Below are 18,158 nucleotides of genomic sequence, written 5' to 3'. Positions count from 1 at the left end.
CCCCGCGGGCCGGTCCATCGCGCATTCCCGAACCGGGCCTTTCGCAATGGCGAAGGCCGCAGTGCCTGTCAGCGTGCCAGTTGCGAGGCCGCGCGGGCCAGGGTCTCGATGCGGCCCCAGTCGCCCGAGGCAATGGCATCGTTCGGCACGATCCACGAGCCGCCCACGCAGGCCACGTTGGACAGCGCCAGGAATTCCGGCGCGTTCGCCGACGTGATGCCGCCCGTGGGGCAGAACGTGGTCTCGCCGAACGGGCCCTGCCAGGCCTTGAGCATGGCCAGGCCGCCCGCCTGCATGGCGGGGAAGAACTTCAGCTCGGTCAGGCCGTCTTCCTGCGCCATCATGATTTCGCTGCCTGTGGCCACGCCGGGCAACAGCGGCAGGCCGGCATCGCGGCAGGCCTGGCCGACCTTGGAGGTGTAGCCGGGGCTCACGCCGAAGCGCGCGCCGGCCATGGCCGACGCCTGCACGTCCGCCGCGCTGCGCATGGTGCCGGCGCCGACCACGGCATCGGGCACGTCGCGCGCGATCGCTTCCATGCAGGCCAGGGCCTGGGGCGTGCGCAGCGTCACCTCCAGCATGCGGATGCCGCCGGCCAGCAGCGCGCGCGCCAGCGGCACGGCATGGGCCACGTCGTGCAGCACGATGACCGGGATCACCGGTGCGTCGCGCATCACGTCCAGGGAAGTCAGGGGGGTGTTCACAGCCATGTCGTTGCTCCTTCTTCGGCAGCGGCGGCGTTGCGCCGCATGCCGGCAAACAGATCTCTGCCCAGACCCAGGCCGTTGGCCACACGCAGGGCCTCGGGCATGGTGTCGGGCGTGCGTGCGTCCCATTCGGCCTGCGGCACCAGGGCCTGCAGTGTGCCGGCCGGAGCGTCCAGGCGCACGATGTCGCCGTCGCGCAGCTTGGCCAGCGGGCCACCGGCGGCGGCCTCGGGCGACAGGTGGATGGCGGCCGGCACCTTGCCGGATGCGCCGCTCATGCGCCCGTCGGTGACCAGCGCCACCTTGAAGCCCTTGCCCTGCAGCACGGCCAGCGGCGGCGTGAGCTTGTGCAGCTCGGGCATGCCGTTGGCCTGCGGCCCCTGCCAGCGCACGACGCAGACCAGGTCGCGCTCCAGTTCGCCCGCGCTGAACGCCTTTTGCAAGGCCTCCTGCGATTCGAAGATGCGGGCAGGCGCCTCGATCACATGGCGGTCGTCCGGCACGGAAGAGACTTTGATCACGCTGCGCCCCAGGTTGCCCTGCAGCAGCTTCAGGCCGCCCGTGGCGCTGAATGGTGCCGTGGCGCTGCGCACGATGGCCTCGTCCTTGGACGGGCCGGGCGCGGCCCAGGCCAGCGCGCCGTCCTGCAGCAGCGGCTCGTGCGTGTAGTCGCGGATGCCCCCGGCGCGCACGGTCAGCACGTCCTCGTGCATGAGCCCGGCGTCCAGCAGCTCATGGATCACGAAGCCCGTGCCGCCCGCGGCCTGGAACTGGTTCACGTCGGCGCTGCCGTTCGGGTAGACGCGCGACAGCAGCGGCACGACTTCGGACAGCGCGGCGAAATCGTCCCAGTCGATCACGATGCCGGCGGCGCGCGCCACGGCCACCCAGTGGATCAGGTGGTTGGTGGAGCCGCCCGTGGCCAGTAGCGCGACCATGGCATTGACGATGGCGCGCTCGTCCACGAGCTGGCCGATGGGCGGGCACTTGAAGGCCGCGGTGTTGCCGCCGATCGTGCCGCCATGGCCCAGCACGGTGCGTGCAGCCTCGCGCGTGAGCTCGTCGCGCAGTGCGCCCCCAGGCGCGACGAAAGCCGTGCCCGGCACGTGCAGGCCCATGGCTTCGAGCAGCATCTGGTTGCTGTTGGCCGTGCCGTAGAAGGTGCAGGTGCCCGCCGAGTGGTAGGCGGCCGACTCGGCCTGCAGCAGCTCGGCCCGGCCGACCAGGCCCTGGGCCGCCTGCTCGCGCACCTTGGCCTTGGCGTTGTTTGACAGGCCCGACGGCATGGGCCCGGCCGGCACGAATACGGTGGGCAGGTGGCCGAAGTGCAGCGCGCCGATCAACAGGCCGGGCACGATCTTGTCGCACACGCCCAGCATCAGCGCCCCGTCGAACATGTCGTGCGTGAGCGCCACGGCAGTCGCCATGGCGATCACATCGCGGCTGAACAGCGACAGCTCCATGCCCGGCAGGCCCTGGGTGACGCCGTCGCACATGGCAGGCACGCCGCCGGCCACCTGGGCCGTGGCGCCGAAGCGGCGCACCTCGTCCTTGACCAGGTCGGGGTAATGCTGCAGCGGCTGGTGTGCCGACAGCATGTCGTTGTAGGCATTGACGATGCCGATGTTGGGCGCGCGCTCGGCCACGACCTTGAACTTGTCGTTGGACGGCATGGCTGCGAAGGCATGGGCGACGTTGGCGCAGCCCATGCGGTCGGCACCGCGCGTGCGGGCGGCCGTGGCCTGCAGCCGTTCGAGATAGGCGGTGCGGCCGGGGGCGCTGCGCGCGCGGATGCGCTCGGTGACTGCTGTGACGGTGGCGTGGGTGTTCATCGTGGTGAGCCTCGTGTGGGGCCATCGCAGGGCGCGTCATGGACGGCGCGCCATGGCCCCGGGCATCCTAACCCCGAACCCATGCCGCCCCGGGTTGCGCAGGTACCAGCAGGTTACGAAATCCGTGCCCGCGCGCGGCGGCGCGTTGGTAGAGTTGCGCCCGTGCAGAGCCCGCCCAGCCCCGTCCCCGTCGTGCGCGACCCCGCGCCCATGCTGGAACGCACGCGCCGAGAATGGGGCGGGCACGAAGACCTGTGGGTCTTCGGCTATGGCTCGCTGATCTGGCGGCCCGAGTTCGACCACATTGAGCACCGCGCGGCCCGGGTGCACGGCTGGCACCGCGCGCTCAAGATGTGGAGCCGCATCAACCGCGGCACGCCCGAATGCCCGGGCCTGGTGTTCGCGCTGCTGTCCGGCGGCAGTTGCCAGGGCGTGGTGTTCCGCGTGCCGCGCGCCGACGGCCACGCCGTGCTGGAGCGGCTGTGGGCGCGCGAGATGATGAGCGGCGTCTACGACCCGCGCTGGCTGCGCTGCGACACGCCGCTGGGGCCGGTCTCGGCGCTGGCGTTCACGCTGTCGCGCAGCAGCCCCAACTTCACGCGCGCGCTCAGCGACGAGGAGTACCGGCGCGTGTTTGCGCAATCGTGCGGCCGCTTCGGCACCACGCTGGACTACGCGCAGCAGACCTTCGATGGCCTCAAGCGCCACCAGATCCACGACAAGGCGCTGGCGCGTTTGCTCAAGCTGGCAGGATAGAGATCATCCCCCCAGGCGGCTTCGCCGCTCCCCCCTTCTGCTGCGCGAAGGGGGGCGCACCCAGCGGCCTGGCAGAGCCAGTTCCGCGGGTGCCCCCGAAGGGGCTTCGCGGCGCTCGCCGGCCGCGTGCCATGTCACCGGCGCCGGAGTGTTCCTTTCTGGACGAGCGCTTCGGCGCACGCCAGGTCGTCCAGCGTGTCGATGTCGGTCACACTGCCGACGTCGTCGAGCGCCAACTCCAGCACCTGGCCCTGCTTGCGCTTCGCCTGCACGATCGGCGCCGCGCCGATCTCACCAGACAGGGCCAGCAGCGCGTCGCGGCAGGCGATGGAAAACCCCACGGGATGGCCGCGCTGGCTGCCATGCATAGGCAGCACCACGTCGGCCTGAGCCAGCGCCATTGCGACCTTGTGCAATGACGCTGGCGCGATCAGCGGCAGATCACCTGGCAAGACCAGCCAGCCCCCTGCCCCCTGCGTTGCGCGCACGGCTGCCGCGATCGAATCGCCCATGCCGGGGTGGCCCGCGTCTTCCAGGTGCCAGGGCAAGCCGCTGGCGCGCACGGCCGCCAGCGTGTGCTCCAGCACCGCCCGGCCGCCTAGCAGCGCCTGCAGCTTGTGCACCTGGCCGCCCGAGGCCGTGAAGCGCTCGCCGCGGCCCGAGGCCAGCACCAGGACGACAGGCGGGTTCACGCTCATGCCAGCTTGAACGGCAGCTCGCGCAGCGGCTTGCCCGTGAGCCGCGCGATCGCATTCGCGAACGCTGGCGCCAGGGGCGGCAGGCCGGGCTCGCCCATACCGGTGGGCGCATCGGCGCTCGGCACGATGTGCACGGCAATCGCCGGCATGTCGGTGATGCGCGCCACCACGTAGTCGCTGAAATTGCTCTGCTCGACCACACCGTCCTTGAACGTGACCGCAGCGCCCGGCAGGCACATGCCCAGACCCATCAGCGCCGCGCCCTGCACCTGGGCTTCCACGCTCTTGGGGTTGACAGCCAGGTTGCAGTGCACCCCCGCCGTGACGTTGTGCAGCCTGGGCGTACCGTCGGCCACGGAGGCCTCGACCACGTAGGCCACGACCGAGTTGAACGACTCGTGCACCGCCACGCCCCAGGCGCGGCCCGCGGGCAGCTGGCGCTTGCCGTAGCCCGAGCGGTCCACGGCCAGCTGCAGCGCGGCGCGGTGGCGCGTGCTCTTGGCGTCCATCAGGGCCATGCGGTAGGCGACAGGGTCCTGCTTCGTCGCCCGCGCGATCTCGTCGATCAGCGTCTCCATCACATAGGCGGTGTGCGTGGAGCCCACGCTGCGCCACCACAGCACCGGCACGTTCTGCTTGGGGTGGTGGGCCGAGAGCCGCATCGGCAGGTCGTACGGCTCGCGCATGCCTTCGACCATGGTGGTGTCCACGCCGTCCTTGACCATGGCGCCCTCGAAGAAGGTGCCGGAGATGATGGACTGGCCCACGATCACATGGTCCCAGGCCAGCACCTTGCCCTGGGCGTCGAAGCCGATCTCGGCCTTGTGCAAATGCATGGGCCGGTAGTAGCCGCCGCGGATGTCGTCCTCGCGGCTCCACAGCGTGCGGATCGGCGCCTCGATGCCGGCGGCCTGCGCCGCCTTGGCAATCGTGCAGGCCTCGACCACGAAGTCGCTGGTCGGCAGGCCGCGCCGGCCGAAGCCGCCGCCGGCCATCTGCACTTCCAAGGCCAGGTTCTCGGGCTTGATGCCCAGCACCTTCACCGCCGCCGCGGCCTCCAGGCCCGGCATCTGCGTGCCGACCCAGAGCTTGGCCTTGGCGTCCGCGCCCTTGCCCGTCAGCTGCACGGTGCAGTTGAGCGGTTCCATCGGCGCGTGGGCCAGGTAGGGGAACTGGAACTCGGCGCTGATCTTGTGCGGCGCGCTGGCCAGCGGCGCCATGTCGGCCTGGTACTTCACCGCCCCGGGCTTGGCGGCGAGAGCGCGGTAGCTGGCGAGCTGGGCCGCGCTGTCGACCTTCTCGACACCGCTGCTGTCCCACTCGGCCTTGAGCGCATCGCGGCCCTGCTTGGCGGCCCAGTAGCCGCTGGCGATGACGGCCACGCCCTCGCCGCCGTTGTGCAGCGGCACGCGCAGCACGGCTTTCACGCCGGGCACGGCGCGGGCGGCGGCGTCGTCGAGTTTGGCCAGCTTGCCGCCGAACACGGGCGGGTGCTGGCACACGGCCGTCAGCATGCCGGGCAGGCGCACGTCGATGCCGAAGTTCTGCTGGCCGCTGGACTTGGCGGTCGCATCGATGCGGCCCGTGGGCTGGCCGATCAGCTTGAAGTTCTTCGGGTCCTTGAGCGTGACCGTGGCCGGCACGGGCAGCGCCATCGCGGCCTCGGCCAGCGCGCCGTATTCCAGCCGCTTGCCGCCGGGGCCGATGACGACACCGCGCTCGGTCGCCAGCGATGCTGCCGGCACACCCCATTGCGTGGCCGCGGCCTGCACCAGCATGGCCCGCGTGCGCGCGCCGAGTTCGCGGTACTGCACATAGCTGTTCTTGATGGCCGTGGAGCCGCCCGTGAGGTGCATGCCGAAGGCCGGGTCGGCGTAGGCCTGCGCGGCATTGCCGTGCGTGGCGCGCACTTTGCTCCAGTCGGCGTCCAGCTCCTCGGCCAGCACCATGGCCAGGCCGGTGTGCGTGCCCTGGCCGAACTCGAGCCGGTTCACGGTCACGGTGACGATGCCGTCCTTGGCAATGTTCACGAAAGCGGCGGGCTGCTGGGCGGGCTTGAGGCCGGGCGCAGCAGGCGCCTGGGCCTCGGCCAGCAGCGGGAACACGCCGAGCGCGAAGCCCGAGGCGGCGGCGATCTTCAAAAAGCTGCGGCGCGGCAGGCCGGCCGTGTCGGTGTCATCGCCGAGCCGGCGGGCCAGCGCGGGCGGCAGCATGGCGCGGATCTGGTCCTGGGTGAGGTCTTGCAGGTGCATGGTGCTCTCCGTCTCAAGCCAGCGACGCGGCGGCTTCGTGGATCGCGGCGCGCACGCGGGCGTAGGTGCCGCAGCGGCAGATGTTGCCGGCCATGGCGGCGTCGATGTCGGCATCTGTGGGTTTGGCGTTGGACTGCAGCAGCGCGGTGGCACTCATGATCTGGCCGCTCTGGCAGTAGCCGCATTGCGCCACGTCGATCTCGACCCAGGCCGCGTGCACGGCCTTGCCGACGCGGTCGTTCGGGATGGCCTCGATGGTCGTGATCTTCTGCCCGGCCGCCGCCGCGATGGGCGTGACGCACGAGCGGATGGCCGCGCCGTTCAGGTGCACGGTGCAGGCGCCGCACAGGGCCGCGCCGCAGCCGAACTTGGTGCCGGTCATGCCCAGCGTGTCGCGCAGGGCCCAGAGGATGGGCGTAGAGTCGTCGGCGTCGACGGCGACATCCTTGCCGTTGATGTTCAAAGTAGGCATCTCGGTGCTTTCAGGGGTGGTGGGGAAATCGTGATGGGTGAACGAATGTTCATTTCTGTAAACAGTTCTGGCGCGGCTGGAACACGCATCAGGCCTTGACACCGTCCCAGAAGATGGCGAACGCCTGGGCCAGCGCGGCATCGTCGTCGGGCAGATCACCACTGCGCAGCAGGTTGGCCGTGTCACGCACCGAGCCGAACAGGCTGGAGGCCAGCAGCATGGTGGGCACGTCCTTGACGATCTGCTGCGCACGCGCTTCCTCGAGGAAGCCCAGGCAGGCGCTGGTGATGCGCGCCGAGAACTGACGCGAGGCTTCGCTGAACCAGGGCGAGTTGTAGTACTGCTCCATGAACACCGCCTCGGGATAGTGCGCCAGGCGGTGCCGCAGCAGCCGCAGCCAGTTGCGCTGGAAGCGCGCGCGGAACGGCTGCCCCGGCGCGTCGTCGGCCGTGATCAGCCGCGCCAGCGCGCCCTTGACCTGCTCGTACAAGGCGTTGAGCAGGTCCTCCTTGGAGCGGTGGTAGACGTACAGCGTGCCCGTTGCGATACCGGCCTCGCGCGCGATCGCCGCCATGGTCAGGCCCGACAGGCCCACCTGCTCCACCAGTGCCAGGGTGGCATTGGCGATGGCCTGTTGCTTGTCGTCGTCTTTGGGTTTCACGGGGAGCGATATTAGGCGAATGATTATTCAGTCGTCAAACTTCCATGGGGCGCGACCGCCCTCGCGAAACTTTCCATTTCTGTATTCCATTGGTAACGATCCTGATTCACCACTGGTGTGTATACGACAAGTTTAGTGCGCTAACATGCTAAAAGTATTGAACACTGTGAATGCCAAATGACCCAGCTTCCCGACGGCCCTCGGGTTTCCATCTTGATCTGCAGCTACAACTACGAAGCGTTCGTGGGGAGCGCCATCGAGAGTGCGCTGGCGCAAAGCTGGCCGAACATCGAGGTGATCGTGGTCGACGATGGATCGACCGACGACTCCTGGTCCGTCATCGCGTCGTTCGGCCCCAGGATCCAGGCGATCCACCAGTCCAACGGCGGCCAGGGTGCGGCCTACAACACCGCCCTGGGTGCCAGCCAGGGTGACTGGGTGATCTGGCTGGACAGCGACGACCTGCTCGATGCCGACTGCATCACGCGCTGCGTGGCACTGATCACGCCAGACACCAACAAGGTCGCATTCCCGATGCGGGTCATCGATGCCCAGGGCCGGGCCACCGGCAACGTGATCCCCTACACCATGCACCAGGGCGATGTCCGCCCCACCCTGCGCCGCTTCGGCCACTACGGCGGGCCACCGGGCAGCGGCAACCTGTACCGTCGCAGCGCGGTCGAACGTTTCTTCCCGATCGACGTGCGTACCTGGCCCACCTGCGCAGACACCGTGCCTTTCGTCGTGTCGGCTGCGCAAGGGCCGGTGGCAGCATCCGCACAGCCGCTGGGCAGCTACCGCATCCACAAGCGTGCCAACAAGGAGCTGGGCCTGTTCGGCAATGTGCTGGAAAGCCTGGTGCAGACCTTGCTGCGGGACGACAAGCGGCGCTACGCAGCCACGGCGATGGTCGGCGCGGAGCTGGGCCTGTCGTCCGATAGCGAGTTGCTGCCCACGCCCACCCAGATGCGCACCCGGATCATCTCGTGGCGCCTGCAGCACGCAACCCACCCCTACCCGCAGGACACCCGCGTCTCTCTGCTGCGCCGTGCCTCACGCAGCCTGGCCGCCTGGCCCGGCTATGGCCTGGCGGCGCGCCTGGCACAGCTGGCGTGGGCGGCCTGCATGCTGGTCGCGCCGCAATCCCTCGTCGCGCGCCTGGTGCGCATGAACGTCTCGGATTCGCTCAAGCAGATGGTCCGGCGCGTCGCGGACTGACAGTCGCCGTCAGGGCGCCTCGCTGCGCAGTCAGGCCAAAGTGCCTGGCGTTTGGTGACAGACCTGGCCGGGTTTCGGGCCTCGATCGCACACTGCACAATCAGGCCATGAGCGACCTCCAGACCTCCATTGCCGCGCTGCGCAAAAGCTATGAACGTGCCGAACTCGACGAGTCGGCCTCGCATGCGGACCCGTTGCAGCAGTTCGACCAATGGCTGAACGAAGCCATCGCGGCCCAGGTGCCCGAGCCCAATGCCATGACGCTGGCCACCGTGGGTGGCGACCTGCGGCCGTCCACGCGCATCGTGCTGGTCAAGGGATACGACGCGCGTGGCCTGGTCTTCTACACCAACTACGAAAGCCGCAAGGGCCGGGAACTGGCCGGCAACCCCTATGCGGCGCTGCAGTTCCATTGGGTGGAGCTGGAGCGCGTGGTGCGCATCGAGGGCGTGGTCGAGAAGGCCAGCGCGGAGGAAAGCGATGCCTACTTCAACAGCCGCCCGCTGGACTCGCGTATCGGCGCCTGGGCCAGCCCGCAGAGCCAGGTGATCTCGGGGCGCGGCGTGCTGGTGGCGAACGCCGCGAAGTTCGGCACACAATTCCTGCTGCAGCCACCGCGCCCCCCGCACTGGGGCGGCTACCGGCTGGTGCCCACCGAATGGCAGTTCTGGCAAGGGCGCAAGAGCCGGCTGCACGACCGGCTGCGCTACCGGCAGGACGGTGGTGGCTGGCTGCGCGAGCGGCTGGCGCCCTGAATCAGCGCGTCAGCCGCAACGGGATTCCGTCGGCGAACGCCCCCTCCAGCGTCTTGTCGTCGATCCGTCTGAGCACGATGGGCTTGATGTCCGCGCAGCCCGCAAGGGTCTTGGACCGCTGCACGACGAACTCCATCTCGTCGGACGTAGAACGCAGCACTTCGATGGGCGCCTTCAGCTTGAAGCAGATGTCTGCGCCCGCCGGCAGGTAGAGCACCTGCCAGGTTCCACCCGGTGGCTGAACATCCAACTTGGCTTCCCGGTCCTGGCCAAAGGTCTTGAAGCGGGCAGTCCACTGACCCTCGAACGGGTTGGGCTGCGCCAGGGCGGCTTGCGCCGCACACAGCAGCAGCGTTGCGATCCAGTTCCGCATGCGGTTCTCCTGCGTTGGAAGAAGCGCGATTCTTGGACAGCCGTGGGCGGCCCGCATCCTCCGCCTGGATGACGCCTGCGCCCTACTCCAGACTGATGTTCCCGCGCCGCACCAGGTCGCCATAGACCTTGCTCTTGATCTCCGCCTGCCGCGCGATCTCCTCGGGCGACCAGGCCAACGGCTCGAACGCGAAGGTATCGAAGCGCGCGCGGATCTCCGGGTCGGCGATCACCTTGGCCACGTCAGCGTTGATCTTGAGTTGCAGCGCGGCCGGCACGCCCTTGGGCGTCAGCAGCGAGACGAAGGAATTCACCTCCAGCCCGGCCGGCCCGCCAGCTTCCCCCATGGTCGGCACGTCGGGCATCTGCGGCACGCGCTTGGCGGCGGCCACGGCGATGTAGCGCAGCTTGCCGGTCTTGTAGATGCCCTGGCTGGACGGGATGCTGGCAAAGCTCCATGGCACCTCGCCCGTCGCCACGTTGGTGAAGAGCTGCGAGACCTCGCGGTACGGCGCGTGCTGCATGCGCACGCCGGCCAGCGCGTCGAGCTGCTGGCCGCCCAGGTGGCCGGGGCTGCCCACGCCCCAGGAGCCGTAGACGATCTTGTCGGGCTGGGCCTTGGCGTCCGCGATCAGGTCGGCCATGTTCTTCCACTTCGACTCGCTGCCGACCGCCACGAAGAACGGCGTGCGGAACAGCGGCGCCACCGGGTCGAAATGCTGCAGCGTGACGAAGTTCCTGGATTTGTACAGGTGCGGCAGCGCGGCCACGTGCTCGCTGTCCAGCTGCAGCAGCGTGTAGCCGTCGGGCGCCGCGCGGCGCGCCTGGTCGATGGCGATGAAGCCGCCGCCGCCGGGCTTGTTGTCGATGGTCACGCGCTGGTTCCACAGCCGGCCCAGCTTGTCGCCGACCATGCGCAGCACGGCGTCGGGCCCGCTGCCTGCCGCGAACGGCGTCACGATGTTGACGGGCCGGTTTGGGTAGTCGCCGGCCTGTGCCAGAGCGGTGCCCGTGGCCAGCAGCGCGGCCCAGGCAATCAGATGTCGGTGTGCGTTCACGGCATGTCTCCTCATTGAGTCTTCAGCGGGCCAGGCAATTGCCGGCCGTCCATCCGTACAGCCATTGCATGGCGTCGTAGAAGCGTTCGGGCGTGCGCCCTGTCCACAGGTCGTTGCGCACCAGGCGCTCGACGCCCTTGGCGTGGAAGATGCGGCCCATTTCGCGCGCGGACAGTACCACGCGTGCCGTGCGTGCCACGCGTGACTTTTGGTACAGCGCGAAGGCGGGATCGAAACGGTTGTCGTGCACGCGCAGCGCCTCGCCCAGCGTCACGGCGTCCTCCATCGCCATGCAGGCGCCCTGCGCCAGGTACTGCAGCGTGGGGTGCGCCGCGTCGCCCAGCAGCGCGGCGTGGCCGTGCACCCAGTGGGCGATCGGCTCGCGGTCGGCCGTGGCCCAGCGCTTCCAGTCCTTGGGCAGCTCGATGAGCTGGCGGGCACGCGCGCAAATGCCGTCGAAGTAGCTCAGCACCTCGGCGCGGCTGCCCTCGCGCACGCTCCACTCCTCGGGCTCGCGGCTGTGGAAGGTGACGACCACGTTGTACTGCTCGCCGCCGCGCAGCGGGTAGTGCACGAGGTGGCAGTTCGGGCCGACCCAGATGCTGGCCGCGTTCCAGCGCAGGTCGGCCGGGAAGTCTTCGCGGTCAACCACGGCGCGGTAGACCACATGGCCCGAGACGCGCGCCGCGTCGCCCACGTACTGGCGGCGCACGGCCGACTTCACGCCGTCGGCCGCGATGAGCGCGATGCCCTCGTGGCGCTTGCCTGCAGCATCGACGACCGTCACCGTGTCGCCGACCTGCTCCACGCGCTGCACCTGCGTGCCGGTGGCGACCTGCACACGGCCCGTGGCCTGCGCGCCCTGCAGCAGCGCGCCGTGCACATCGGCGCGGTGGATCACGGCATAGGGGTTGCCGAAGCGCTGCTGGAAGGCCTCGCCGGTCGGGATGCGGCCGACCAGCGTCTCGTCCAGCGCGTCGTGCATGACCATCTCGTCGGTGTAGACGGCGCGGGCGCGGGCGATCTCGCCGATGCCCAGCGCGTCCAAGGCCGCGAACGCGTTCGGCCCGAGCTGGATGCCGGCGCCGATCTCGCCGAGCTGCGAGGCCTGCTCCAGCACCTGCACATCGAAGCCGCGGCGCACCAGCGCCAGCGCCGTCGCGATGCCGCCGATGCCGCCGCCGGCCACCAGCACGGGAAGCGATGCAGTCGTCGCCATCGCTCAGTCCACGCGCACGACCAACGGCGCGAAGCCGTCGATGCGCACCGTCATGGTTTGGCCGCGCTCGACGGCGCCCACGCCCTCGGGCGTGCCCGTGAAGACGAGGTCGCCCGGCTGCAGCGTGAACAGGGTCGACAGGTTGGCGATCACCTCGTTGACGGACCAGATCAGGTGGCCGATGTCGCTGCGCTGACGCTGCACCCCATCGACCTCCAACGTGATCGCACCTGCGGTCAGCTCACCGATGTCCACCAGCGTGGTCAGCGGGCCGATGGGTGCCGAGAAGTCGAAGGCCTTGCCGATTTCCCAGGGCCGGCCGGCCTCGCGCATCTTCATCTGCAGGTCGCGCCGCGTCATGTCCAGCCCCACGGCGTAGCCCTGGATGTGCGCGGCGGCCTGCGCCACCGGGATGCCGTGCCCGCCTTTGCCGATGGCCACGACCAGCTCCGCCTCGTAGTGGAAGTTGGCGGTCTGTGGCGGGTACGGGATGCGGCCCGTGCTGCCGGCCGGCACGGGCACGATGGACGCGTCGTCGTTCGGCTTGCAGAAGAAGAACGGCGGCTCGCGGTCGGGGTCGAAGCCCATCTCGCGCGCATGGGCCGCATAGTTGCGCCCGACACAGTAGACGCGGCGCACTGGAAATTGCTGGTCTCTGCCGGTGATCGGCAGGCCGACCGTGGCGGGGGGTGGGAACACGTAGGGCATGGGGCCTCCTGCCGCGCCGGGCGGCATGCAGTGAACAGGGATGGGATCTAGGCGAAACGCTCGCGCAGCACGCCCATGGCGCGCTGCACCGGGCGATCGGAGAAGCTGAACAGCACGGCCTCGCTGGAGGCCGCCAGCTGCAGCGGGGCCCAGGACGGCACGACGAAGGTGTCGCGCGGGCCGAACGCGAAGCGCTCGCCGGCAATCGTGGCCGTGCCGCGCCCTTCGACCACGCTGTAGATGGCACCGTCGGTCTGCTGGTGCGCCTGGCCTGCGAAGCCTGCCGGCAGCAGCTGCAGGAACGGCTGGATCGTCGGCATCGGCGCGCCGCCGGTCAGCGGATTGATGTAGACCAGCTTGTGGCCGTGCCAGGCGTCGGGCGCCTCGCCCCGGGCCAGCGCGGCCAGCGCCTCGCGGCTGCGCGCATAGGGGTAGCTGAAAATGGGCGAAGTCGGCGCGCCGTGGCTGTGCTTGACCGGCACCATGTTGTGCCCGAAGCGCGCGAAGCTGTGGCCCTCGGGCTGCGCCACCTGCTGCAGCTTCTCGTCGGCGTTCTCGGCAAAGCCGGCGTCGAAGAAGCGCAGCATCGGGATGTCCAGCCCGTCCAGCCAGACCACGGGCTCGCTGTGACCGCCCACGCCCTCGTTGCCGTGGTCGTGCCAGGCCCAGGACGGTGTGATGATGAAGTCGCCCGGATACATGGTGGTGCGCTCGCCGTTCACGGTCGTGTAGGCGCCCTGCCCGTCGACGATGAAGCGCAGCGCAGACTGCACGTGGCGGTGCGCCGGCGCCACCTCGCCCGGCATGATGAGCTGCAGGCCGGCATACAACGACTGCGTGATCGACGCGCGGCCCGGGAGCGCCGGGTTCTCCAGCACCAGCACGCGGCGCACGGCCTCCTCGGCCGTGATCAGCGTGGCCGATTCCATGAGCAGCGGCTTGATCGCCTCGTAGCGCCACAGGGCCGGCACGCAGGGGCTTTGCGGCTCGCGCGGCACCAGGGCGTGCAGCGACTCCCACAGCGGGCTCAGGTGCAGGGGGCGGATGCGGTCGTAATAGGCCTGGCGGGCGGCTGTCGCGGTCATGCTTGTCTCCTCGGGCGTCGTGTGCCGGCGGCTGGATTGTTGGGCTTGCCCTCTATTGCGGCAAGCATGCGGGCGGATACTCGGCATTGCGTTTTTCGATACAGGCTCGGACACATTCCCCGGGGGGGGGGCGGTGCCTGTGCACCACAGCCCCCGTTGGGACAACATGGAAAAAAAGCGATGGCCAAACTGGACCTCGAATGGCTCAAGGTGTTCGATGGCATCTGGCAGACCGCCAGCGTGTCCAAGGCCGCGGAACGCCAGGGCATCGCGCAGGCCGCGGCCAGCACGGCGCTGAACAAGCTGCGCGCGCACTTCGGCGACCGGCTCTTCGAGCGCACGGCCCTGGGCATGCAGCCCACGCCGCATGCGCAGAAGATCCAGCCCGCGTTGCGCGAGGCGTTGGCCCAGCTGGAGCAGGCGCGCACGAGCCGCGAGGCGTTCGACCCGCCGCGCACGCAGCGGCGCTTTCGCATCTGCCTGACCGACATCAGCGAAGTGGTGCTGCTGCCGCGCCTGCTGGAGCACTTGGGCCAGGCCGCGCCGCAGGTGGGCATCGAGACCGAGATCGTCTCGGCCGGCAGCGCGCGCCGGCTGGAGGACGGCGAGGTCGACCTGGCCGTGGGCTTCATGCCGCAGCTCGAGGCCGGGTTCTACGGCCAGACGCTGTTCCGCCAGAACTTCGTGTGCCTGGCGGCGCGCGACCATCCGCGCATCGCCGGCAAGCTCAGCAAGAAGGCCTTCGCGGCCGAGGCGCATGCGGTGGTCAGCTCGTCCGGCACGGGCCATGCCATCGTCGACAAGACGCTGCTGCGCCAAGGCATCGAGCGCCGCGTGGTGCTGCAGCTGTCCAGCTTCCTGGGCGTGGCGCGCATCGTGGCGCAGACCGAGCTGCTGGCGGTGGTGCCGCGCATCCTGGGCGAAGTGCTGGCCACTCAGGAGCCTGTGCAACTGATCGAGCCGCCGTTCGCGCTGCCGGACTACGCGGTCAAGCAACACTGGCATGCGCGCTTCCATGCGGACGACGGCAACGCCTGGCTGCGGCGGACGCTGGCCGAGCTGTTCGGCGCCAGCCGCTAGCGGGTGCGCCCGTCGCGGGCGCGCACGATGGCCTCGGCCCGCGTGCGCACGCCCAGTTTGTCGAAGATGCTGGAGACTTGGTTGCGCACCGTCTTCTCGCGCTTGCCAAGTTGTGCGGCGATGGTCGCGTTGTCCAGGCCGCGCGCCAGCATTTGCAGCACTGCCTGTTCGGCTGGCGTCAGCCCGTCCGGCCCGCTGGCCGCGTCGGGCAGCTGCAGGAAGCCGCGCAGCTCGCGCAGGAACACGGGCCAGGCAGGCTCCGTCTCCAGCAGCACATGGTTGCGGCTGTCCAGCGACACGAACTGCGCGCCCGGGATCAGCGCGGCCAGCAGCCGGCCTTCCTCGAAGGGCACGCGCGCATCGCCACGCGCATGCAGGACCAGCGTGGGAACGCGCAGCTGCGCAGCCTCGTGCGTGACGTCGATGGCGTGGAAGGCGGCCAGGGTGCGGGCGGCGTCCTCGGGGCTGGCGGTCAGGCGCTCCAGCTCGTTCCACCAGGCATGCTGGGCGGGCGTGCCGTCGGGGATGAACTGGTTGGTGAACACCTGGCGGAAGGCAGGGTTGTCGCGGCCCCAGCCGACCCGGATCAGGTTCACCAGGGTCTCGGCCTCCAATTGCGCGCCGGGTGTGTCGCCGCGGCGCAGCGCGCCGCGCGCATAGGCGCCGACCAGCACCAGCTGCGACACGCGCTCCGGGTGCCGCAGCGCATAGGTGATGGCGACGGCCCCGCCTTGCGACATGCCGATCAGCGGAAAGCGCTGCAGCCCCAGGCCATCGGCCACGGCCTCCAGGTCTCCGACCCAGGCGGCCAGCGACAGGTTGGCCACGCCGCGGTCCGACAGGCCGCAACCGCGCTGGTCGTAGCGGATGTACTGGTGCTGGCGCGACAGCTCGGTCAGCCAGGGGCGCCAGACCGGGCTGGCAAGGTCGTGCTCCACATGGCTGAGCCAGTGGGCAGCGCGCAGCAGCGGCGGCCCCGTGCCGATCGAGGCGATGGCGATGCGGGTCTGGTCCTGCGCGGTGCAAAAGCGGAAGCTCTGGCGCGGGGGCATGGGGCCATTATGGGACGGTGGTCCCATGCAGGTGCGCGCGCCGCGGCCTGCGCGGGACACGCACCCCATGCGGCCACATGGCCCGCGCCCGAGCATGGTGGCCACGTCGATCCGACGGGCCATTGGGAAGAAACGCCATGTTGACCACCACGCCATCGCCACGCTATGCCAAGACCATCGAAGCATCCAAGCGCATCCGCTGGGACATCGACGCCGATGTGGTTCGCGGCCGCCACTTCGACCTGGCCGACCTGTTCCTGCCCGACGCGCTGTCGCTGGCCGACGAGCTGCCGTTCCTGGACGGCGCGGCGCACCGCTTCCTCGGCCAGGTGCAGGGCCGCACCTACGCCAACATGTTCGGCCTGGTGGAGCGCTTCATCGGCGCCAAGATGCTGGAGATCAGCCGCGACCACTGGCTGGGTGACCAGGTGGCGCTGGAGGCGCTGGTCCGCTTCACCGACGAGGAGCTCAAGCACCAGGCGCTGTTCCGCCGCATCGAGGCCATGGTGGGCCAGACCATGCCGCCCGGCTACCGCTTCGACATCGCGCCCAACGAGGTCGCTGGCTTCGTGCTGGGCAAGAGCAGCTGGGCCGTGCTGGCGCTGACCTGCCACATCGAGCTGTTCTCGCAGGCGCACTACCGCGCCAGCCTCGCCGATGCCCAGGGCCTGTCGCCGTTGTTCAAGGACATCTTTCTCTACCACTGGAAGGAGGAGTCGCAGCACGCCATCGTGGACGAGCTCGAATGGCAGCGCGAGGACGCCCGGCTGTCGCCTGCCGCACGCGATGCGGCGGTGGACGACCTGATCGCGCTGGTACAGGGCGTGGACGGCATCGTGCAGGCGCAGGCTGCGGCCGACGCCGGCTACTTCCTGCAACGCCAGGGCTGGGCCGACGATCCAGCACGTGCCGCGCCCGTGCAGGCGACGCTGCTCAAGGCCTACCGCTGGCAGTACATCGTCTCGGGCACACAGGAGCCGCGCTTCATGCAGCTGCTGGCCAGACTGGCCAGTGCGCCGCAGATGCAGCGCATCCAGCAGGCGCTGGCGCCGTTGGCCTATGCGGTGCCAACCGCTCCACGCGAGCCCGTGCATTGATCACGGCCTACGTTTGGTAACGCGTTCGCGGGAAACCACCAATCCGCAAACGTTTGCGCAAACGTTTTGTCTGCCTATATTGCCGGCTGGTTCATTCCTGGAGACAGCATGCGATCCACGCGCCGCACCCTCACCACTTCGCTGGCCCTGGCCGGCCTTCTGGCCGCCACGCCCACCTGGGCCCAGAGCCCGCCCAAGGTGGCCCTGGTCATGAAATCCCTGGCCAACGAGTTCTTCCTGACCATGGAAGAAGGCGCCAAGGCCCACCAGAAGGCCAATKCCAAGCAGTACACGCTGCTGGCCAACGGCATCAAGGACGAGACCGACGCGGCCGCCCAGATCCGCATCGTCGAGCAGATGGTGGCGCAGAAGGTCGATNCCAAGCAGTACACGCTGCTGGCCAACGGCATCAAGGACGAGACCGACGCGGCCGCCCAGATCCGCATCGTCGAGCAGATGGTGGCGCAGAAGGTCGATGCGCTGGTGATYGCGCCGGCCGAYTCCAAGGCCCTGGTGCCCGCCATCAAGGCCGCGGCCGACAAGGGCGTGCTGATCGTCAACATCGACAACCGGCTTGATGTCGCGGCGCTCAAGGAGAAGGGCCTGTCGGTGCCCTTCGTCGGCCCGGACAACCGCGCCGGCGCCAAGCTGGTGGGCGATGCGCTGGCCAAGACGCTCAAGAGCGGCGACAAGGTGGGCATCATCGAAGGCGTGTCSACCACCTTCAATGCGCAGCAGCGCACGCTGGGCTACCAGGATGCGATGAAGGCCGCGGGCGTCACCGTGGTCGGCGTGCAGTCGGGCCAGTGGGAGATCGACAAGGGCAACCAGGTGGCCTCCAGCATGATGCGCGAGCACCCTGATCTGAAGGCCCTGCTGGCCGGCAATGACTCGATGGCGCTCGGGGCAGTGGCGGCCGTCAAGGCCGCGGGCAAGACCGGCAAGATCACGGTGGTGGGCTACGACAACATCAGCGCGATCAAGCCCATGCTGMARGACGGGCGSGTGCTGGCTACGGCCGACCAGTTCGCCGCCAAGCAGGCGGTGTTCGGCATCGAGACGGCGCTGAAGGCGCTGGCCGCCAAGACGCCGCAGAGCGGCATGCCGGCCGAGATCAAGACCGACGTGGTGCTGGT

General features: G+C 69.5%; 18 protein-coding genes and 1 pseudogene. 7 read left to right on the top strand and 12 right to left on the bottom strand.

The window, feature by feature from the left end:
- Positions 1-68 precede the first annotated feature (68 nt).
- Positions 69-710, bottom strand: a complete 642-nt coding sequence (eda, locus tag ASF43_RS17175; RefSeq protein ID WP_056183648.1) for a bifunctional 4-hydroxy-2-oxoglutarate aldolase/2-dehydro-3-deoxy-phosphogluconate aldolase — start codon at positions 708-710, stop codon at positions 69-71.
- Positions 701-2,539 carry a phosphogluconate dehydratase gene (gene edd / locus ASF43_RS17170; protein WP_056183646.1) on the bottom strand — a complete coding sequence of 613 codons (1,839 nt, stop codon included), beginning with the start codon at positions 2,537-2,539 and terminating at the stop codon, positions 701-703. Before edd ends, eda begins: the two co-directional genes overlap by 10 nt.
- Before the next feature lie 210 nt (positions 2,540-2,749).
- On the opposite strand from edd, the gene ASF43_RS17165 reads away from it, so the two are divergent.
- On the top strand, positions 2,750-3,295 hold the full coding sequence (locus ASF43_RS17165; protein WP_056184530.1) for a gamma-glutamylcyclotransferase: 546 nt from the start codon (positions 2,750-2,752) through the stop codon (positions 3,293-3,295).
- A gap of 134 nt (positions 3,296-3,429) precedes the next feature.
- Here ASF43_RS17165 and ASF43_RS17160 read toward each other — a convergent pair whose 3' ends face one another.
- The 4 genes from ASF43_RS17160 to ASF43_RS17145 all read right to left on the bottom strand — a co-directional run bounded on the left by ASF43_RS17160 (position 3,430) and on the right by ASF43_RS17145 (position 7,378).
- Positions 3,430-3,993 carry an NTP transferase domain-containing protein gene (locus tag ASF43_RS17160; RefSeq protein ID WP_056183645.1) on the bottom strand — a complete coding sequence of 188 codons (564 nt, stop codon included), beginning with the start codon at positions 3,991-3,993 and terminating at the stop codon, positions 3,430-3,432.
- On the bottom strand, positions 3,990-6,206 hold the full coding sequence (locus ASF43_RS17155; RefSeq protein WP_056184528.1) for a xanthine dehydrogenase family protein molybdopterin-binding subunit: 2,217 nt from the start codon (positions 6,204-6,206) through the stop codon (positions 3,990-3,992). Before ASF43_RS17155 ends, ASF43_RS17160 begins: the two co-directional genes overlap by 4 nt.
- Positions 6,207-6,258: 52 nt before the next feature.
- Positions 6,259-6,717, bottom strand: a complete 459-nt coding sequence (locus ASF43_RS17150; protein WP_056183643.1) for a (2Fe-2S)-binding protein — start codon at positions 6,715-6,717, stop codon at positions 6,259-6,261.
- A gap of 88 nt (positions 6,718-6,805) precedes the next feature.
- The gene (locus tag ASF43_RS17145; protein WP_056183641.1) at positions 6,806-7,378 is read right to left on the bottom strand and encodes a TetR/AcrR family transcriptional regulator; all 573 of its coding nucleotides are present in this window, start codon (positions 7,376-7,378) and stop codon (positions 6,806-6,808) included.
- Positions 7,379-7,555: 177 nt separating this feature from the next.
- On the opposite strand from ASF43_RS17145, the gene ASF43_RS17140 reads away from it, so the two are divergent.
- A complete protein-coding gene (locus tag ASF43_RS17140; RefSeq protein WP_082497928.1) occupies positions 7,556-8,596 on the top strand; it encodes a glycosyltransferase family 2 protein in 1,041 nt (346 codons plus the stop codon).
- Positions 8,597-8,703: 107 nt separating this feature from the next.
- Complete coding sequence (pdxH, locus tag ASF43_RS17135; protein WP_056183637.1) at positions 8,704-9,351, top strand: pyridoxamine 5'-phosphate oxidase; 648 nt, start codon at positions 8,704-8,706, stop codon at positions 9,349-9,351.
- 1 nt (position 9,352) lies between these two features.
- On the opposite strand, the gene ASF43_RS17130 is transcribed toward pdxH, so the two are convergent.
- The 5 genes from ASF43_RS17130 to gtdA all read right to left on the bottom strand — a co-directional run bounded on the left by ASF43_RS17130 (position 9,353) and on the right by gtdA (position 13,793).
- Positions 9,353-9,724 (bottom strand): hypothetical protein, encoded by a 372-nt coding sequence (locus ASF43_RS17130; RefSeq protein WP_056183635.1) that lies wholly within the window; start codon positions 9,722-9,724, stop codon positions 9,353-9,355.
- Positions 9,725-9,806: 82 nt separating this feature from the next.
- A complete protein-coding gene (locus tag ASF43_RS17125; protein WP_156373371.1) occupies positions 9,807-10,796 on the bottom strand; it encodes a tripartite tricarboxylate transporter substrate binding protein in 990 nt (329 codons plus the stop codon).
- 7 nt (positions 10,797-10,803) lie between these two features.
- Positions 10,804-12,000: a 3-hydroxybenzoate 6-monooxygenase gene (locus tag ASF43_RS17120; RefSeq protein WP_056183632.1), complete on the bottom strand. Its 1,197-nt coding sequence runs from the start codon at positions 11,998-12,000 to the stop codon at positions 10,804-10,806.
- A 3-nt stretch (positions 12,001-12,003) separates the two neighbouring features.
- On the bottom strand, positions 12,004-12,708 hold the full coding sequence (locus tag ASF43_RS17115; protein ID WP_056183630.1) for a fumarylacetoacetate hydrolase family protein: 705 nt from the start codon (positions 12,706-12,708) through the stop codon (positions 12,004-12,006).
- Positions 12,709-12,755: 47 nt separating this feature from the next.
- Positions 12,756-13,793, bottom strand: a complete 1,038-nt coding sequence (gene gtdA / locus ASF43_RS17110; protein ID WP_056183628.1) for a gentisate 1,2-dioxygenase — start codon at positions 13,791-13,793, stop codon at positions 12,756-12,758.
- A gap of 180 nt (positions 13,794-13,973) precedes the next feature.
- Between gtdA and ASF43_RS17105 the strand changes: the two genes are divergently transcribed.
- Positions 13,974-14,873 (top strand): LysR family transcriptional regulator, encoded by a 900-nt coding sequence (locus ASF43_RS17105; RefSeq protein ID WP_056183627.1) that lies wholly within the window; start codon positions 13,974-13,976, stop codon positions 14,871-14,873.
- Here ASF43_RS17105 and ASF43_RS17100 read toward each other — a convergent pair.
- Positions 14,870-15,925 (bottom strand): alpha/beta fold hydrolase, encoded by a 1,056-nt coding sequence (locus ASF43_RS17100; RefSeq protein ID WP_056183625.1) that lies wholly within the window; start codon positions 15,923-15,925, stop codon positions 14,870-14,872. The two genes, ASF43_RS17105 and ASF43_RS17100, sit on opposite strands and share 4 nt — an antisense overlap.
- Before the next feature lie 137 nt (positions 15,926-16,062).
- Between ASF43_RS17100 and ASF43_RS17095 the strand changes: the two genes are divergently transcribed.
- From ASF43_RS17095 to ASF43_RS17090, 3 genes and pseudogenes are all read left to right on the top strand, one after another.
- On the top strand, positions 16,063-17,022 hold the full coding sequence (locus ASF43_RS17095; protein WP_056183623.1) for a hypothetical protein: 960 nt from the start codon (positions 16,063-16,065) through the stop codon (positions 17,020-17,022).
- Positions 17,023-17,130: 108 nt separating this feature from the next.
- Positions 17,131-17,301: pseudogene (locus ASF43_RS32305) on the top strand (sugar ABC transporter substrate-binding protein); the annotation flags it as partial.
- Between the two features lie 100 nt (positions 17,302-17,401).
- A partial coding sequence (locus ASF43_RS17090) for a substrate-binding domain-containing protein (RefSeq protein ID WP_235578303.1) occupies positions 17,402-18,158 on the top strand: 757 nt, incomplete at both ends.

The organism is Pseudorhodoferax sp. Leaf267 (assembly GCF_001422405.1).
Classification (GTDB): domain Bacteria; phylum Pseudomonadota; class Gammaproteobacteria; order Burkholderiales; family Burkholderiaceae_C; genus Pseudorhodoferax.
This window is presented reverse-complemented; position numbering and strand designations above follow the sequence as displayed.

Bases quoted from the DNA above. Each gene is read 5' to 3' on its own strand.
- eda (WP_056183648.1), bottom strand. From the start codon at position 710: ATGGCTGTGAACACCCCCCTGACTTCCCTGGACGTGATGCGCGACGCA.
- edd (WP_056183646.1), bottom strand. From the start codon at position 2,539: ATGAACACCCACGCCACCGTCACAGCAGTCACCGAGCGCATCCGCGCG.
- ASF43_RS17165 (WP_056184530.1), top strand. From the start codon at position 2,750: ATGCTGGAACGCACGCGCCGAGAATGGGGCGGGCACGAAGACCTGTGG.
- ASF43_RS17160 (WP_056183645.1), bottom strand. From the start codon at position 3,993: ATGAGCGTGAACCCGCCTGTCGTCCTGGTGCTGGCCTCGGGCCGCGGC.
- ASF43_RS17155 (WP_056184528.1), bottom strand. From the start codon at position 6,206: ATGCTGCCGCCCGCGCTGGCCCGCCGGCTCGGCGATGACACCGACACG.
- ASF43_RS17150 (WP_056183643.1), bottom strand. From the start codon at position 6,717: ATGCCTACTTTGAACATCAACGGCAAGGATGTCGCCGTCGACGCCGAC.
- ASF43_RS17140 (WP_082497928.1), top strand. From the start codon at position 7,556: ATGACCCAGCTTCCCGACGGCCCTCGGGTTTCCATCTTGATCTGCAGC.
- pdxH (WP_056183637.1), top strand. From the start codon at position 8,704: ATGAGCGACCTCCAGACCTCCATTGCCGCGCTGCGCAAAAGCTATGAA.
- ASF43_RS17130 (WP_056183635.1), bottom strand. From the start codon at position 9,724: ATGCGGAACTGGATCGCAACGCTGCTGCTGTGTGCGGCGCAAGCCGCC.
- ASF43_RS17125 (WP_156373371.1), bottom strand. From the start codon at position 10,796: ATGAGGAGACATGCCGTGAACGCACACCGACATCTGATTGCCTGGGCC.
- ASF43_RS17120 (WP_056183632.1), bottom strand. From the start codon at position 12,000: ATGGCGACGACTGCATCGCTTCCCGTGCTGGTGGCCGGCGGCGGCATC.
- ASF43_RS17115 (WP_056183630.1), bottom strand. From the start codon at position 12,708: ATGCCCTACGTGTTCCCACCCCCCGCCACGGTCGGCCTGCCGATCACC.
- gtdA (WP_056183628.1), bottom strand. From the start codon at position 13,793: ATGACCGCGACAGCCGCCCGCCAGGCCTATTACGACCGCATCCGCCCC.
- ASF43_RS17105 (WP_056183627.1), top strand. From the start codon at position 13,974: ATGGCCAAACTGGACCTCGAATGGCTCAAGGTGTTCGATGGCATCTGG.
- ASF43_RS17100 (WP_056183625.1), bottom strand. From the start codon at position 15,925: ATGCCCCCGCGCCAGAGCTTCCGCTTTTGCACCGCGCAGGACCAGACC.
- ASF43_RS17095 (WP_056183623.1), top strand. From the start codon at position 16,063: ATGTTGACCACCACGCCATCGCCACGCTATGCCAAGACCATCGAAGCA.